Consider the following 15514-nt stretch of genomic DNA (forward strand, 5'->3'; position numbering starts at 1 on the left):
TATATATATGTTATTTTTTATAACTGTCCATCTGTTCTTCCAGTTCATCCAGCAGCGTAATCAGCCGGTCTATTTCTTGGAGGTCCGTTTTTTCCGGTTCGATTGCTTCCAGTGTTTCCAGGAATTGATTGAAACGGTTTTTCAGCTCGACGACTTGGTCTTTACTTTCTGACGTGTCCATACATCCACCTCTTTCCACCATTGATATCGTATATTAAAAGCTGATCTTTTTCAATCTGATCTTTCCGCTTGAGATTCATGTTTGTGTAGGGTTCCGTTGCTCGACTTTGCGGGCGAAAGTCTTCTTGGCGCGGCCAGCCTGACAGAGAAGCTTCGCCGATGATCACAGTAACAGCTCGAGCGCTCATAGCCCGGCCAGTTCAGCTCATACACCCTGCCCATGTGATCATTCGGCCCGGCTGCGTGATCATACCGCCCCCCGCCGTGCTCATAGCCTGGAAGCGCAGCTAATTTAGCCGGCAGATGAGAAGATACACATCAAAGCATGGAGCAAAATATTTTAAAATAAATGAAACAAAAGGGTTTACAGATAACTGAATAGATGGTATAGTCAGAATAATCAAATGAAAAGGAGGTCGTAGTTATAGAAACGAATCGAATCCTAGATAGGTAATTACGAAGGAGGGGATCCGTAACTGTCCAATTGAGGTTAGTCATTGGATAACTACGAATATACATGCAAATTGAAGAAGAGCCAAATAATTAGAGACCTTGTCTGTTGGAGAAAGAATACAGACAAGGTCTCTTTTTATGTGCACTCATTGAGTCATTGAACTTTTACTTTCATACTCCTTGACCAGCTGATCGAGCGAGTGAAATTTATAGCCTTGTTTCTTCGCGTCGCGGATAAAATCAGGCAGAGCCTGTGCATTGTCAGGAGAAACGGTATGCATCAGGATTACAGCGCCGGGATGCAGCTGTTTCATTAATTCATTATAGGCGTAGTCTTTTCCTTTTGGCTGATCTTTATGCCAGTCAATGAATGCAACCGACCAAAAAATATGACGGTAACCCAGGTCATTTCCTGCCTGCAGCAATTTTGCATTGAATACACCTTCAGGCGGCCGCGCATAGACCGTGCGCCTCACACCGGCTACAGAATACAGTACTTCGTCAAGCTTTTCCCATTCTTCTTTCATCTGCTGTTCGGATAAATTAGCCATATTCGGATGGTCATAGGAATGGTTTCCGATCTCGTGTCCGTCCTTCACCATGCGCTTTACTAAATCACTGGCGCTCTTTACATAATGGCCGGTCAGGAAGAACGTAGCCGGCGTTTTTTCTTTTTTCAACGTATCCAAAATGCTTTCCGTATAACCATTTTCGTAGCCGTTATCAAATGTCAGATAGACAACCTTCTCTTCTCCTTGCCCCTTATAGATCGCTCCATGATCATCCAGCAGTTTATCAAGTTCTGATCCGGCAGAAGGAGGAACGCCGTCCGTCGCTTTCTTAAATCCCCAATGAAATTCCTCAGCTTTTACTGCGTACGGATTGACCAGAATTCCCACGACCAGCAAAATGGAGCCTAATAAGATTCCGGAAATATGTTTAGCCATACATCACAACTCCTTTTATTAGAGCATGTGCTGTACGGCGGTAAATATGTATGGACGATTAACTGACTGGAGATGCAGCAGCGGCATCTCCTAAAAAGAATAAGTTCTATATTAAATCTTTTAAAGCAGGTTCTAATGAAGGAAATTGAAATGTAAAGCCGTTTTTCAGCAATTTTGCCGGCAGCACATGCTGTCCTTCCAATACAATAATGCTTTTTTCACCCAGTGCCAGCTCCATTGCGAAGCTAGGAACTGGAAACCAATGGGGCCTGCCTAATACTTTCCCAATTGTCTTGCCGAATGCATTCATATGCATAGGGCTCGGTGCCACAACATTTACCGGACCTTCCAGTGTTTCGTTCTCCAATGAAAAGAGAATGGCATTTGCGACGTCATCTACATGGACCCATGAGAACCACTGATTGCCTGTTCCGATCTTACCGCCAGCAAATAATTGATAAGGCAATTTGATCAACGGAAGCGCGCCACCTTGTTTGCCTAAGACAATCCCGAATCGAGTGAACACCGTACGTATACCTAAATCGCCGGCGTGTTCAGCTAAGTTTTCCCAATCATATACAGTCTTTGCTAGAAAGTTATTGCCGACGGCTGTCGATGAATCGGTATATTCCGCAGTGAGTGACGGCGGATAAATACCAATTGCGCTGGCATTGACTAGGACAATTGGTTTTTTAGGTAATGTCCGTAAAATCCGCAATACCTCTTGTGTAGCTGTAATCCGACTATCATGGATCGCTTTTTTACGCTCAGAAGTCCAGCGACCTTCATCAATGGAGACACCTGCTAAATTCACAATTGCATCCAGGTGGCCGATTTCATTCTCAGGTGCTGCATGATCTGTCAACCACTGGACATATTGAACGCCATCATGTTCAGTTGAAGGCTTGCGTGTCAAAATAATTACTTCATGTCCTTTTTGCTGAAGTTTGGCAGTCAATATGCTGCCGATAAATCCGGTTCCTCCTGTTATTGCCACTTTCATAATAGTTCCCCTCCAATCTCTAAGAAATTAATACACTATTGCTGACCATCATCTAAAGAAGCGGTATACTAAGACAAAGTAGGTGATGAAGAAGTGCCGCTTATTACCAAAATATCACAACAAAAACGAGATAGCGAACGTTATAATATTTTCGTCGATGAGCAGTATGCATTCAGTGTCCATGAATCTGTTTTAGTGAAATTTGAACTCACAAAGGGCATGGAATTGGACGACTGGGCATCAGATGAAATTGTCTATGCCGATCAAATTGAAAAAGCCTTTAACCGTGCACTGCATTTTTTATCTTTCCGCATGCGCAGTGAAATGGAAGTCAAAAAGAAACTTCTCGAAAAAGAGTATGGGGAAGCTGTGATCCTTGAAGCAATCGTTAAATTGAAACGTCTGGGCTTTTTGAATGATGAAGCATTTTCGGAAGCGCTTGTCCGGACGGAAAAAAACAGCACGCTGAAAGGCCCGAGAGCTATTCAGCAATCCCTTTATAAGAAAGGTATACCCAAAGAACTGCAAGCTCAAGCATTGGAGGAGTATTCTATGGAAGATCAAATGGCGAACGCGATGAAGCTTGCTGAGAAAACGATGCGCTCGAACAGTCAGCAGCCGCCCGCGCAGGTTAAGCAAAAAATACAGAACACACTGGCAAGAAAAGGTTTTTCCTATCAGCAGATTTCGGAAGTGCTGAGCAATCTGACAATTGAGCGCGATGAAGACGAATGGTCTGATATTACGGAAACTTTTGGTGAAAAAGCCTGGAGACGCTATCAAAGTAAATATTCGGGCTCAGACTTGCGTCAGCGCGTCAAGCAGTCAATGTATCAAAAAGGCATACCGCTCGCGCAAATCGATTTATTTATTGAAAAGAAAAGGAATGAAGAAGATGGATACTGAAAAACACTACAGCGAAATGAATGAAAATGAACTGCGCAGTGAAATTGGGGTCCTGATGGAGAAAGCGCGTAAGGCTGAACAGATGGGCATGATCAGTGAATATGCGGTTCATCAGCGCAAAGCGGTATTGGTGCAGTCCTATCTTGTGGATCCTGCAACGATCAAGCCGGGAGAAATCTACCGGATTGAAGCAGACGAAGGAGTCTTTTTCCAGGTCGATTACTTAAAGGGTTTATTTGCCTGGGGATATCGCTTAGGCGGAGAGAAGGCAATCGAAGCTTTGCCGCTTGCTATGCTGAAAGATGTGAAGAGCGGAAAATAAGAACGGGGCTGTCCGGAAAGTCATTTTCATCTGACTTGTTGGATAGTTCTTATTTTTTACTGTTAACGGTGGGTAATAGGATTGGTCCGCTAGACAGTCAGTTTGGTTCGTTTAAAGATTGGATTGGTGCGGCAAGACAGCGGAAACGCGCGCTCACTGCAAGCTTTGGATCGTTTCTGCCACAGTTTGGTGCGTCTGCTTGGACAGCCGGGAGTTATTGCATTAGAAAAAGCTGTCCCGAAAGTCATTATAACTTTCAGGACAGCCGCGTGTTCTAATTATTCGGCGCAAAGTTCAGCTTTTTGCGCAGTTTGTCTTCTGAAAAAATCCAGCCGGTATAGGAATTCACGACCTCGAGATTTTCGTCTACATGCGCAACGGCGACGAAGGGATAGTAGCCTTTACTGCGGTATCGCAAATCGATCAGACGGACTTCACACACATCCCCTTTATGTGTGACCGACCATCGGTAAAGTGGCGAAAAGGATACAAACGCCTGCATATTCGGATCTTCCAAAGCGACCGAAACTTCTTTTGAAACGGGCATCGGTTCACGTTTAAAACGATCGTATATGGTAATGGAACGGCCATAAGCCCGTCCTACATAGTGATCAACGTCAGTTGTAGCGGCTATACGCCACTGAAAGAAGTTCATAGTCGGTGCAATGAAAATATCTGCAGCGCCGGGCACAGTTTTTTTGACAGCGCGTTTCACAGCTCCTTTTAGAGCGAAGCGAAGTAAATAATAGAAAAAGATTACAATATATAATGTGGCCATTGTCACAACGGGATCCGTTCCTAAAATCCAAGCTAAAATCGCAATTACATGAAGCCCAAAAATAATTGGGTCAAATGTGTTGATGACGCCGATCGCCACCCATTTTTGTGAAAATGGCCTAAGCGCCTGCGTGCCGTATGAATTAAAGATATCTACAAAGACATGAATGAATACTGCTAAAAAAGTCCATGCCCATACATGCAGGAATACGGCGCCGGGCACAATAAATGTCAGCAGAATAGATATCAGCAGTGGCCACAGCATGACCGCCGGAACGGAATGGGTAATTCCCCGGTGATTACGCAAATAAACCGCGTTATTTCGAAGTTTCAATACAGTATCGATATCAGGAATTAGCGAACCGACCATGATACCGGCAAAAACTGCACCCATTGTGGAAGGGTCATTTGCAACCGTATAATCGGCAAGTGCCAGTCCGCTGATGGCAACGCCCATGGCAATATGTGTACCTGTATCCAAGTCATCACTCCTTTTCCTTACAGAAAGAGTCGAAAAATGTCTGAAGTTACTATTAATTATATACCCTTTTCCCTCAGAACTAAAAGCATAAGAATTGAAAAGTGAGGTTGCTATGCAAATTATTGAACAAAAGAAAGCATTCCAGCAGGCTTTGCTGACATGGTATCAAGCTGAAAAAAGAGATCTTCCCTGGAGAAGAACGAATAATCCCTATTATATCTGGGTATCTGAAGTCATGCTGCAGCAAACGCGTGTGGAGACAGTCATACCTTATTATGAACGTTTTATTGAAAAGTTTCCTACTATGGCAGATCTGTCAGGTGCGGGAGAAGAAGAGATCCTCAAAATGTGGGAAGGGCTCGGCTATTATTCGCGCGTACGGAATTTACAGTCAGGCGTAAGGGAAGTAGTCGAGACATATGGCGGCATTGTGCCCGATAACCGCAAAGAAATATCTGCTTTAAAAGGGGTCGGACCTTATACGGCGGGGGCAATTCTGAGTATTGCATACGGTGTGCCGGAACACGCGGTGGACGGGAATGTCATGCGCGTGCTCTCACGAATTTTATTGATTGAAGAAGATATTGCGCTGCCGCGAAATAAGAAATTATTCGAGCAGGCTGTAATGGAGCTGATTTCTGAAGAAGATCCTTCTTCCTTCAATCAAGCACTGATGGAACTGGGCGCGACGATCTGTACACCGAATCCCCATTGTTTACTATGCCCGGTTCGCGACTATTGCATCGCTTTTGAGGAAGGTAAACAGCAGCAACTGCCAATTAAGAGTAAAAAACAAAAAATGAAGCATCTTAAACTCGGCGCATTTGCTGTTCAAAATGAAGAAGGTAATTGGCTTATGCAAAAGAGGCCGGGAAAAGGTCTACTGGCAGGTCTATGGGAATTTCCTATGATCGTCTTGGAGGACACTGCTGCTGCAGAAGCATTTGAAACACAAACAGGCATTACACTGAGGAACGTAACGAAAACGACCGAGTTTGTGCATGTCTTCTCGCATATTACGTGGGAGATCGACGCATACCGGGCACAAACCGCCGGAACGCCGATCAGTGAAGAGCTGACATTTTTCAGCAGAGAACAAATTGAAGCACTTGCAAAGCCTAAACCTGTCCTGAAAATCATCGAAAGTCTTGATTGGTAAAAACTGCATGTTTTTAAGTGCATAAATAAGAGTGCAGTGGACATCATAAGGGGCACGGAGGTGAATAATCCATGCCTAAGCAACCAAAACGCAATGCTCAGAACGATCCATCTCAAACAGATGCGAATCAAGTGCGCCAACAGAATGCGCAGTCTGCTATGCAGCAGCCAATGAATGAAGAGTTTGCTTCTGAAACGGACGTGAACCAGGTCCGTCAGCAAAATGCGCAGTCTGCTGGTAAAATGCAGTCCGCTTCCTCTTCTATGCAGTCATCCATGAATGAGGAATATGCATCTGAAACAGATGTGAATCATGTAAAAGAGCAGAACCGTCAAGCAGAAGCCAATAAGCAGAATGCTTCGGGTGCACGTGCGAACCAATATAAAGGTTCAGAGTAAGTATGGACATCGCCGACCGGTAGAAATGGCTAATATAAGCCGTTTCTACCGGTTTTCTTATACATAAAAACGTTCTCCGGTCCCTTGAAAATGAAGCAAATATGAAATAGTTGGTTGAATCGTTTTAAATTTGGGAAAGCAGTTGGTATAATGAACAGATAGCAAGGGCAGCGGCATTGGGCTCAAAGGTGGTAGAAAAAATGGCAATCCCAAAAGAAGGAGAAACGATTCAGATTCACAGCTACAAACATAACGGCAAGATTCACCGTGTCTGGCAGGAAACGCTCGTTTTAAAAGGTACCCGCAACATTATCATTGGCGGAAATGAACGAACTCTTGTGACAGAATCAGACGGCCGGACTTGGTTGACGCGTGAGCCTTCCATTTGTTATTTTCATGCGGAAAACTGGTTTAATATCATCTGCATGCTGCGGGAAGACGGCGTTTACTATTATGTCAACATGAGCTCACCGTTTGTATTTGATGAAAAGTCTTTGAAATATATTGATTATGACTTAGACGTTAAAGTGTTCCCGGATATGAGTTATTTGATTTTGGACGAAGATGAGTATGCCGATCATAAGCGCCAAATGAATTATCCGGAAGTCATCGATCAGATCCTGCAAGCAAACTTAACGCAATTGCTGGGCTGGATCAAGCAGAGAAAAGGTCCGTTTGCACCCGATTTCATCGACGTATGGACTTCACGGTATGAGTTTTATAAACAGCTTCAGGAAGAGTAAAGAACAACCTGCTTGCCTTTGTGCGAGTCAGGTTTTTTTGTAGGAGGCACAATATGGGCGAAAGTATTAAACGCTATCTTCAATTTGTAAAGCCTTATAACTGGCAGATTATTTTCACAGTTTTCATCGGGGTTGTAAAATTTGCAATTCCTTTATTTCTGCCGCTATTAATGAAAATCGTCATTGACGACATTATCGGTTCACCGACGATGTCCGATCCTGATAAAACAAAATACTTATTTTATTGGCTGGGCGGCACAACGATATTATTCTTTTTAATTCGGCCGCCTGTGGAATATTACCGACAATACTATGCACAGCTTGTCAGTAATAAAATTCTATTTGATATCCGTCAGTCATTGTACGGGCATCTGCAGAAACTGGGCCTGCGTTTTTATTCGAATACCCGGGCAGGTGAAGTCATCTCCAGAGTGATCAATGACGTAGAGCAGACAAAGAACTTCGTCATGATTGGCTTAATGAATGTCTGGCTAGACTTGGCCACAATTATTATTGCCATCTGTATCATGCTGACCCTGGATGTGAATCTGACACTTGTGACACTGCTGGCATTTCCGTTTTACGCATTCAGCGTCAAGCACTTCTTTGGGAAACTTCGTGAATTGACACGCAAACGCTCGCAGGCACTTGCTGATGTGCAGAGTTATCTGCATGAACGGGTGGCGGGCATGAGTATCATCAAAAGTTTCGCAATTGAGGATAAAGAGCAGGAACGTTTTGACGAAGTCAATAATAACTTTCTGGAACGCGCGATTGACCATACGAGATGGAATGCAAAAGCGTTTGCTGTGGTGAATACCATTACAGACGTCGCACCGCTGCTCGTTATTGGCTATGCGGGCTATCAAGTAATCAACGGCTCTTTATCTGTCGGCACTATGGTTGCGTTTATTGCATTCATTGAACGACTTTATTCTCCGCTCCGCAGACTCGTCAATGCATCCACTTCACTGACACAGTCGTTCGCTTCAATGGACCGTGTGCTTGATTTGATGAATGAAGAGTACGATATCGTGGATAAAGCAAATGCCAAATCGCTGCCGGCAATCGATGGAGAAATCCAGTTCGATCAAGTTTCTTTCGCTTATGAGGAAGAAGAAGTGCTGAGAAACATCAGCCTGACAATTCGTCCGGGAGAAACTGCAGCCCTTGTCGGGATGAGTGGGGGAGGAAAGTCGACGATCATCAGTTTGATTCCGCGCTTTTACGATGTTACTTCCGGTGCCATACGCATTGACGGCAAAGATATCCGGGATGTAACCGTAAAATCCGTGCGCGATCAGATCGGCATGGTACTGCAGGATTCGATTCTATTCAGTGATTCTGTCAAAAGTAATATTTTGATGGGCAAGCCTGAAGCGACAGAAGAAGAAGTAATTGAAGCTGCTAAAGCTGCGAACGCGCATGAATTCATTGAGGCGCTGTCGGAAGGCTATGATACACGAGTAGGTGAACGCGGTGTGAAATTATCTGGCGGGCAGAAACAGCGTATTGCAATTGCAAGGGTATTTTTGAAAAATCCGGCACTGCTGATCCTGGATGAAGCGACATCTGCGCTGGATCTCGAAAGTGAGGCGCTGATTCAGGATTCTCTTGATCGTTTAGCACACGAACGGACGACGCTGATCGTAGCCCACCGTCTGTCGACTATTACACATGCAGACTGTATTTATGTGATAGACCACGGCGAATTAAAAGAATCGGGAACACACCGGGAATTGATGGAAAAGAACGGGACGTACGCTGGATTGTTCAATCGTCAAGAGCTGGGATAATTAGAAAAAACGCCGGTATGAGAAATTTCTCATACCGGCGTTTTTCAATAAAATTCATCTTCTAATGTGTTTTCTTCATCTTCATAGCGAGTTTGATAAGAGGACATTAGCGTATCTAAATGCTCCAGCTGCTCTTCATAATTTAATATGGAAGAAAGGATATGGAGCAAATGATAGGCAGAAAACTCTTCATCTTCTTTCGTAATAGCGATTTCTTTGGCGAAAATCTCCATTACTTCCTGGCGCTGAATAAATTCGTTATGCAGTTCGGATTCATCGCGGTCTGCTTTCAGCTTGCCGACGAATTTCAAATGAAGCTGCTCATGATAGACGAGCAATGCTTCGAGACGTTCCTGAATCATCATTCTGAAGTGTTCAGGCAAATTGATCAGTTCATTCTCAAATTCATGCAGTCTTTTCAGCACATCATAACTGCTCCGTGTCGTTGCAATCATTTGCCTGTAGACGACAAGCCGCCTTGCTTTGGCAGCGGAAGTTTTCTTGAAATAACTGCGTTCTTCTTTAAACAGCAGATACAGCTGATCGATCTGAATCAGACGTTCTTTCAGCTTGCTAAGTGATTTTTTAGTGGCCGAATGCTCAGAAGCCTGTCGGCCGGCTAAACGCGTCCAACGAATAATCTCATCTTGCGCCTGGTGAATCGCCTGAAAAAGTTTGGTTTCATATTTAGGCGGCATAAAAATTAAATTCACTAGAAATGCCGCAAGTACACCGACTAAAATAGTGGCGACCCGCAGGAGAGCGAAAGTTAAGAAGTCATCTCCTTTTACTTCCATGACAGCAATCATTGTGACAAGCGCGAGTGAAATCGATTTTTCGAGACCCAGCTTCAGCATGATGATCATGACGATGACGGCTGCCAAACCGACAATCATTAACTGAGGACCGAAAATCAGCGTAAATAGAACGGCCACCGTTGCGCCGATCAAATTCCCCTGTAATTGTTCCACTATCGTTAAATACGATCTATAAATAGATGGCTGGATTGCGAAGATCGCTGCAATTCCTGCAAATACTGCGGTTGGCAGCTCCAGTAATTGTGCAATAAATAAGGCGATGACAATCGCAATACCCGTTTTGAAGACGCGGGCACCAAGTTTCATTGGGTAATTCCTTTCCTGAAAAAGCTCTTTTTTGCTACTTTACAATATTGCTGCAAGACGGTCAATGCATTCGTTACGCTATTGCGTTAAATGAACGGTCGACGGCTTCCAATGTTTCCTTTACATCCTCTTCTGTATGCGCAGTAGTCAGGAACCATGCTTCATACTTCGAAGGGGCAAGGTTGATGCCGTTTTTCAGCATTTCTTTGAAGAAACGTCCAAACATCTCGCCGTCCGTATCTTCCGCCTGCTGATAGTTATTAACCGTCACATCTGTGAAAAAGAGAGTCAATGCGCCGCCTAAGCGGTTAATCGTCATTTTGATGCCGTGTTTCTTCGCCAGCTGTAAAATTCCTTCTTCCAAGATACCGCCGAGTCGATCCATTTCTTCGTAGACACCGGGCTCCTGCAGTACTTCGAGACAGGCAATGCCTGACAGAATAGAAGCTGGATTCCCAGCCATTGTTCCTGCCTGATATGCAGGCCCGAGCGGGGCAACCTGTTCCATGATCTCTTTCTTGCCGCCATATGCGCCAATCGGCAGGCCGCCTCCGATGATTTTACCGAAAGCCGTCAAGTCCGGCTGCAGACCAAGCATGGTTTGTGCGGCGCCGTAATGAAAACGGAATGCAGTTATGACTTCATCGTAGACTGTCAGCACACCTTTAGAGGCAGCTAACTCATGAACAAGTTCAAGAAAACCTTCATTCGGCTCTACGATACCAAAGTTACCGACAATCGGTTCAATTAGAATACAAGCAAGCTCATCTCCCCATTGATCCATTGCGGCTCTGTAACTGTCAGGATCGTTAAATGGAATGGTGATGACTTCTTTGGCGATGGATGCAGGCACCCCGGCTGAGTCAGGAATACCGAGTGTTGCTGGTCCTGAACCTGCAGCGACAAGCACGAGATCCGAGTGGCCGTGATAGCAGCCGGCGAATTTCATGATCTTTGTACGTCCGGTGAAGGCGCGTGAAACACGAATTGTCGTCATGACGGCTTCTGTACCGGAATTGACGAAGCGAACCTTGTCCATTCCGGGAATCGCGTCTTTCAGCATTTTGGCAAACTTCACTTCGTGGCGGGTTGGTGTTCCGTATAATACGCCGTTTTCAGCCGCTTTTGTGATTGCTTTTGTAATATGAGGATGTGCGTGTCCTGTGATGATCGGTCCGTACGCTCCTAAATAGTCGATATATCGATTGCCGTCTACATCATAAAAATAAGCACCTTGCGCGCGGTCCATAACAGTGGGAGCTCCGCCGCCAACTGCCTTGTATCCGCGGGATGGGCTGTTAACGCCTCCGACAATATGTTCACATGCTTCGGCGTAGATTGCTTCTGAGTTTTTACGGTTCATAAGTGAATTCCTCCAAATCAATTATACGCTCTCTATTTTAGCACTATTCCCCCTTAAGTCTCCACCTTCAGAACCTATTGCAGTAAATTGAAAAGTATAAGTATTTCAGCTACGATAAGTGTGAAAGAAGTTTAGAAGATGAACATTTCATTACTTATTGAGGAGGATTTTCTATGGATAAATTGGAAGGATTGCATGCACCGGTATTCTCTTTGCCGAATGAAAATGGGAAAGAAGTTTTTTTAGAGAGCTTTAAAGGTGAAAAGTATGTGGTGCTGTATTTTTATCCGAAAGATTCAACACCTGGCTGTACGACAGAGGCATGTGATTTTCGTGATAATATGAATGACTTTGAAAAATTGAATGCAGTGATTTTAGGCGTCAGTCCCGACAAAGAAGCATCACACCAGAAGTTCATTGAAAAACATGGTCTGCCGTTTTCGTTGCTTGTCGACGAAAATCATGCGGTCGCTGAACAATACGGGGTGTGGAAATTGAAGAAGAACTTCGGTAAAGAATATATGGGAATTGAGCGTTCAACATTCCTGATCGATCCGACCGGCACAGTAGTAAAAGAGTGGCGGAAAGTTCGAGTGAAGGGGCATGTGGAAGACGCGCTTGCAACGTTGCAGCAATTAATTGGGGAGGCCTGACTATGAAGATTGTTTTCACATTCAGAATTAAATCTGCTTTTAAAGAAAAACTCGAGCAGAGGTTTCCTGACGCAGAATTTGTATATGTGTCTTCCATCGAAGAAGCTTCAATAGAAGATGCGGACGTGATTGCGACAGAGGGAGGCGACCTGACTGAAGCGATCGTCGAAAGAGCCGAGGAACTGAAGTGGGTGATGGTTGCAGCGGTCGGTGTCAATGATTTGCCGCTGAAAGCGTTGGAAAGAAAAGGTGTTATCGTGACAAACTCAAGAGGCGTCCATAAAGCTCCTCTGGCTGAATCGGTGCTTGCTCATCTTTTATCACTGGATAGAGGCCTGCCCGGTATATACGAAAGACAGGCAGAAAAAAAGTGGAAGCTCGATAAAATACCCGGGGAAGTAAATGGCTCGACAGCACTGATTGTAGGAACCGGCGCAATCGGCGGCGAAATTGGAAGACTGCTGCAGGCGTTCCGCGTTCATACAATCGGCTGCAACCGTTCGGGTCATGAAGTTGAATCTATGGATGAAACAATTAAGATGCCGGCTCTGCTGGACAGACTCCCCGATGCAGACTATGTGATATCTATTTTGCCGAGTACTGAAGAAACTAAATGGATTTATCAGCCTGAGCATTTCAAAGCGATGAAAGAATCCGCAATCTTTGTGAATGTCGGAAGAGGGGATGCCGTGAAGACTCAAACTATTATGGAAGCATTAGAAAACAATGAAATTCATCATGCTGTTCTCGATGTTTTCGAAGAAGAACCGCTTCCTGAAGTTAGCCCGCTCTGGAGTCTTCCGAATTGTACGGTGTCACCTCATATGTCCAGTTTATCGGGCCAGTATATTAAACGTTCACTTGATATTATGGAAACGAATCTGGATAAATGGATGACAGGAGATCGCAAACTGATCAATCAGGTGGATTTGGACAAAGGCTATTGATAAGTATTCATGGCATGTAATTCATAAAAGTCAGCACAAAAGTTGACATTTGCACCCTTCATTGAGTAAACTAATTATAATGATTATAAAGAAGTAATCTTTATGAAGTGAGGTGCATTACGATGCCGGGAATAGTTTTGAAAGATGCGCTTGTAACATTGAAAGAAAGCGGTGTTAGAATCACTCCGCAGAGACATGCCATTCTTGAATATTTGATCACTTCTCATACTCACCCGACAGCAGATGAAATTTACAAAGCACTTGAAGCGGATTTTCCTAATATGAGTGTCGCAACGGTCTATAATAATTTACGTGTATTTCAGAATTCCGGACTTGTAAAAGAGCTGACCTACGGGGATGCTTCAAGCCGCTTCGATTTTGTTACACATGATCATTACCATATTATTTGTGACGATTGCGGAAAAATTGTTGATTTCCATCATCCGGGTCTTGAGGAAGTGGAACGGCTGGCCGCACATGTAACAGGATTTAAAGTGAATTCACACCGTTTGGAAGTTTACGGTACATGTCCGGAATGTGCAGCAGCCCAACAAACAGAAGCAAAATAAAAAGAGTGCAGCTCATAGAGCCTGCACTCTTTTTATTTTGATGACTCATCATGAGGCATTTTTGTTTTATTGTACGATACGTCAAACTCTTTGCCTTCTAATTCTGGATCCAGTGTCAGCGGCTCACGGCAATGCCCGCACATATCCACGCGGCCCAGCATTTTTGTGTGCTTACCGCAATTCGGACATTTAATTCTGACGGCTCGCGTGGAAAGAGTTCCGATCCAAGCGTAAACAACTGTACTTGCGATGATGGCGAGCACACCCAGGAACATGAAAATCAGCATGACAATTTCATTTTTACGGAAGAAAATACCGATATACATAATGACGACTCCGATGAAAATGAGCGACAAAGCAAATGAACGGATGCGATTTATTTTATTTTTATATGGTTTCATCTAAAATATCCTCCTCACACTATCCTCACCTAATATATCATATTCTTAAATAAATGCAGTACAAACTCTCTTTAATTAAAGGATTTTATGTGAAATCGTCGAAATAGAGTATTCGAGACGATCAAGAAAGTACTGGGAGGCGAAGATGTGGAACAAATGTTAAGGCCGATATACCAGGAGCGAGCAAGTCAAACAGATACGTTAAGTGTGCTTCTTATAGAAAACCAAAGAACGGATGATCCAATTACAGATGCATTCGATGAGGTTCTCTTCATTATCTCTTCCAACAATGAAATGCCAATTCAAACGAAGCACTATACTGACGGAGAGCGTAAAGCGGCAATGCATACAATCAGTGAGAAGCAATTAACACATTGGCTGCTGGTAGGGACGAATAAAAAAATCATCGACTGGCTGATCTTAGGAAAGATTTATTTTGATAGAGATGAATATGCAGAACGTCTGAAACAGCGTCTGTCTGAAGAACCGCTTTTCGGCAGAAGCGTAAAAATGGGGATGGAACTTGCAAAAATGATTCGCGCTTATAATGAAGGGAAAATTCATTTTGAAAGAAAACAATACATGGATTCTTATATTAACGCTCTGAATTGTCTGCGGTATCTGGCGAGAATGGTTGCGATTAAGCATAATACGCTGCCTGAGAAAACTGCATGGTCCCAAATGAAGAAAGTAGATCCTTCCGTTTATAAGTTATATGAAGAATTGATAGGCAGCGAAGAAGATTTGGAGAAACGGCTGGACTTAGTATTTCTGGCAAGTGAATTTTTTATCCATAACTACACCAACGAAGCTTCAGAGCATCTGTTGAATATACTTGACCAAAAAGATTCCTGGACTATCCAGGAACTGTATGATTATCAAGAGCTTTCGCTGTATTCCTCAAACCTTGAGTTTTTTATTGAGTATCTGGTGGATAAGCAACTGATTGAAATTATTTGTATACCTTCAAAAAATGAGTTGCTGTATCATAGACAGTACAGGTCAATAAGAGGAAGAAATGTATTGTAGAGCGGTTTGTCAATCGCTCTATAACTTTTTTAGAAAAGTTGTTGACTTTAGAAACAAGAGCATGTTAATATAATGAATGTCGCTTGAGGGAAACGAACTTACAGCGCGCAACACGCTCAAAAAAAACATTTTAAAAAATGCTTGACGAGCGTAAAGAAGATATGGTAGATTAGAGAAGTCGCTTTTGCAGGACAAACCAAATGAACCTTGAAAACTGAACAGCAAAACGTTAACGAAATACAGTTTGTGCACTCTGGTGACAC

Annotated in this window: 17 protein-coding genes; 10 read left to right on the forward strand and 7 right to left on the reverse strand. The window is 43.7% G+C overall.

Annotated elements, in window-relative coordinates:
• Positions 1 to 10: 10 nt before the first annotated feature.
• From NCCP2331_RS06020 to NCCP2331_RS06030, 3 genes are all read right to left on the reverse strand, one after another.
• Positions 11 to 181 carry an SE1561 family protein gene (locus NCCP2331_RS06020; protein ID WP_194841118.1) on the reverse strand — a complete coding sequence of 57 codons (171 nt, stop codon included), beginning with the start codon at positions 179 to 181 and terminating at the stop codon, positions 11 to 13.
• A 598-nt stretch (positions 182 to 779) separates the two neighbouring features.
• Entirely contained in the window at positions 780 to 1580 is an 801-nt protein-coding gene (pdaA, locus tag NCCP2331_RS06025; RefSeq protein WP_251669262.1) for a delta-lactam-biosynthetic de-N-acetylase, read from the reverse strand.
• A gap of 106 nt (positions 1581 to 1686) precedes the next feature.
• On the reverse strand, positions 1687 to 2583 hold the full coding sequence (locus tag NCCP2331_RS06030; protein ID WP_251669264.1) for a TIGR01777 family oxidoreductase: 897 nt from the start codon (positions 2581 to 2583) through the stop codon (positions 1687 to 1689).
• Between the two features lie 93 nt (positions 2584 to 2676).
• On the opposite strand from NCCP2331_RS06030, the gene recX reads away from it, so the two are divergent.
• Positions 2677 to 3489, forward strand: a complete 813-nt coding sequence (gene recX / locus NCCP2331_RS06035) for a recombination regulator RecX (RefSeq protein WP_153722109.1) — start codon at positions 2677 to 2679, stop codon at positions 3487 to 3489.
• Positions 3479 to 3811 carry a YfhH family protein gene (locus tag NCCP2331_RS06040; protein WP_153722108.1) on the forward strand — a complete coding sequence of 111 codons (333 nt, stop codon included), beginning with the start codon at positions 3479 to 3481 and terminating at the stop codon, positions 3809 to 3811. Before recX ends, NCCP2331_RS06040 begins: the two co-directional genes overlap by 11 nt.
• 274 nt (positions 3812 to 4085) lie before the next feature.
• On the opposite strand, the gene NCCP2331_RS06045 is transcribed toward NCCP2331_RS06040, so the two are convergent.
• Positions 4086 to 5069 (reverse strand): metal-dependent hydrolase, encoded by a 984-nt coding sequence (locus NCCP2331_RS06045; protein WP_153722107.1) that lies wholly within the window; start codon positions 5067 to 5069, stop codon positions 4086 to 4088.
• Positions 5070 to 5181: 112 nt separating this feature from the next.
• Between NCCP2331_RS06045 and mutY the strand changes: the two genes are divergently transcribed.
• The 4 genes from mutY to NCCP2331_RS06065 all read left to right on the forward strand — a co-directional run bounded on the left by mutY (position 5182) and on the right by NCCP2331_RS06065 (position 9165).
• Positions 5182 to 6228 carry an A/G-specific adenine glycosylase gene (mutY, locus tag NCCP2331_RS06050; protein WP_153722106.1) on the forward strand — a complete coding sequence of 349 codons (1047 nt, stop codon included), beginning with the start codon at positions 5182 to 5184 and terminating at the stop codon, positions 6226 to 6228.
• 71 nt (positions 6229 to 6299) lie between these two features.
• Entirely contained in the window at positions 6300 to 6626 is a 327-nt protein-coding gene (locus NCCP2331_RS06055) for a gamma-type small acid-soluble spore protein (protein ID WP_153722105.1), read from the forward strand.
• 200 nt (positions 6627 to 6826) lie between these two features.
• Positions 6827 to 7369 (forward strand): nucleoside tri-diphosphate phosphatase, encoded by a 543-nt coding sequence (gene ntdP / locus NCCP2331_RS06060; RefSeq protein ID WP_153722104.1) that lies wholly within the window; start codon positions 6827 to 6829, stop codon positions 7367 to 7369.
• A 53-nt stretch (positions 7370 to 7422) separates the two neighbouring features.
• Complete coding sequence (locus NCCP2331_RS06065) at positions 7423 to 9165, forward strand: ABC transporter ATP-binding protein (RefSeq protein ID WP_251669266.1); 1743 nt, start codon at positions 7423 to 7425, stop codon at positions 9163 to 9165.
• A 44-nt stretch (positions 9166 to 9209) separates the two neighbouring features.
• Here the strand turns inward: NCCP2331_RS06065 and NCCP2331_RS06070 are convergent, their stop codons facing one another.
• Entirely contained in the window at positions 9210 to 10289 is a 1080-nt protein-coding gene (locus tag NCCP2331_RS06070) for an FUSC family protein (protein WP_153722102.1), read from the reverse strand.
• Between the two features lie 73 nt (positions 10290 to 10362).
• The gene (locus tag NCCP2331_RS06075; protein WP_251669268.1) at positions 10363 to 11652 is read right to left on the reverse strand and encodes a glutamate-1-semialdehyde 2,1-aminomutase; all 1290 of its coding nucleotides are present in this window, start codon (positions 11650 to 11652) and stop codon (positions 10363 to 10365) included.
• 173 nt (positions 11653 to 11825) lie between these two features.
• Between NCCP2331_RS06075 and bcp the strand changes: the two genes are divergently transcribed.
• From bcp to perR, 3 genes are all read left to right on the forward strand, one after another.
• Complete coding sequence (gene bcp, locus NCCP2331_RS06080; protein WP_251669270.1) at positions 11826 to 12305, forward strand: thioredoxin-dependent thiol peroxidase; 480 nt, start codon at positions 11826 to 11828, stop codon at positions 12303 to 12305.
• 2 nt (positions 12306 to 12307) lie between these two features.
• Positions 12308 to 13252: a D-2-hydroxyacid dehydrogenase gene (locus NCCP2331_RS06085; protein ID WP_153722099.1), complete on the forward strand. Its 945-nt coding sequence runs from the start codon at positions 12308 to 12310 to the stop codon at positions 13250 to 13252.
• Between the two features lie 122 nt (positions 13253 to 13374).
• Positions 13375 to 13821, forward strand: coding sequence for a peroxide-responsive transcriptional repressor PerR (perR, locus tag NCCP2331_RS06090; protein WP_153722098.1), 447 nt, complete (start codon positions 13375 to 13377; stop codon positions 13819 to 13821).
• A gap of 32 nt (positions 13822 to 13853) precedes the next feature.
• On the opposite strand, the gene NCCP2331_RS06095 is transcribed toward perR, so the two are convergent.
• The gene (locus NCCP2331_RS06095) at positions 13854 to 14222 is read right to left on the reverse strand and encodes a YgzB family protein (protein ID WP_153722097.1); all 369 of its coding nucleotides are present in this window, start codon (positions 14220 to 14222) and stop codon (positions 13854 to 13856) included.
• 156 nt (positions 14223 to 14378) lie between these two features.
• Between NCCP2331_RS06095 and NCCP2331_RS06100 the strand changes: the two genes are divergently transcribed.
• Positions 14379 to 15251, forward strand: a complete 873-nt coding sequence (locus NCCP2331_RS06100) for a nucleotidyltransferase-like protein (RefSeq protein ID WP_309296360.1) — start codon at positions 14379 to 14381, stop codon at positions 15249 to 15251.
• Positions 15252 to 15514: the final 263 nt, after the last annotated feature.

Origin of the sequence: Sporosarcina sp. NCCP-2331, assembly GCF_023707945.1 — a bacterium.
Lineage (GTDB): Bacteria > Bacillota > Bacilli > Bacillales_A > Planococcaceae > Sporosarcina > Sporosarcina cascadiensis.

Coding starts and splice junctions, on each gene's coding strand:
- NCCP2331_RS06020 (WP_194841118.1), bottom strand. CDS start 181: ATGGACACGTCAGAAAGTAAAGACCAAGTCGTCGAGCTGAAAAACCGT.
- pdaA (WP_251669262.1), bottom strand. CDS start 1,580: ATGGCTAAACATATTTCCGGAATCTTATTAGGCTCCATTTTGCTGGTC.
- NCCP2331_RS06030 (WP_251669264.1), bottom strand. CDS start 2,583: ATGAAAGTGGCAATAACAGGAGGAACCGGATTTATCGGCAGCATATTG.
- NCCP2331_RS06040 (WP_153722108.1), top strand. CDS start 3,479: ATGGATACTGAAAAACACTACAGCGAAATGAATGAAAATGAACTGCGC.
- mutY (WP_153722106.1), top strand. CDS start 5,182: ATGCAAATTATTGAACAAAAGAAAGCATTCCAGCAGGCTTTGCTGACA.
- NCCP2331_RS06055 (WP_153722105.1), top strand. CDS start 6,300: ATGCCTAAGCAACCAAAACGCAATGCTCAGAACGATCCATCTCAAACA.
- ntdP (WP_153722104.1), top strand. CDS start 6,827: ATGGCAATCCCAAAAGAAGGAGAAACGATTCAGATTCACAGCTACAAA.
- NCCP2331_RS06065 (WP_251669266.1), top strand. CDS start 7,423: ATGGGCGAAAGTATTAAACGCTATCTTCAATTTGTAAAGCCTTATAAC.
- NCCP2331_RS06070 (WP_153722102.1), bottom strand. CDS start 10,289: ATGAAACTTGGTGCCCGCGTCTTCAAAACGGGTATTGCGATTGTCATC.
- NCCP2331_RS06075 (WP_251669268.1), bottom strand. CDS start 11,652: ATGAACCGTAAAAACTCAGAAGCAATCTACGCCGAAGCATGTGAACAT.
- bcp (WP_251669270.1), top strand. CDS start 11,826: ATGGATAAATTGGAAGGATTGCATGCACCGGTATTCTCTTTGCCGAAT.
- NCCP2331_RS06085 (WP_153722099.1), top strand. CDS start 12,308: ATGAAGATTGTTTTCACATTCAGAATTAAATCTGCTTTTAAAGAAAAA.
- perR (WP_153722098.1), top strand. CDS start 13,375: ATGCCGGGAATAGTTTTGAAAGATGCGCTTGTAACATTGAAAGAAAGC.
- NCCP2331_RS06095 (WP_153722097.1), bottom strand. CDS start 14,222: ATGAAACCATATAAAAATAAAATAAATCGCATCCGTTCATTTGCTTTG.
- NCCP2331_RS06100 (WP_309296360.1), top strand. CDS start 14,379: ATGTTAAGGCCGATATACCAGGAGCGAGCAAGTCAAACAGATACGTTA.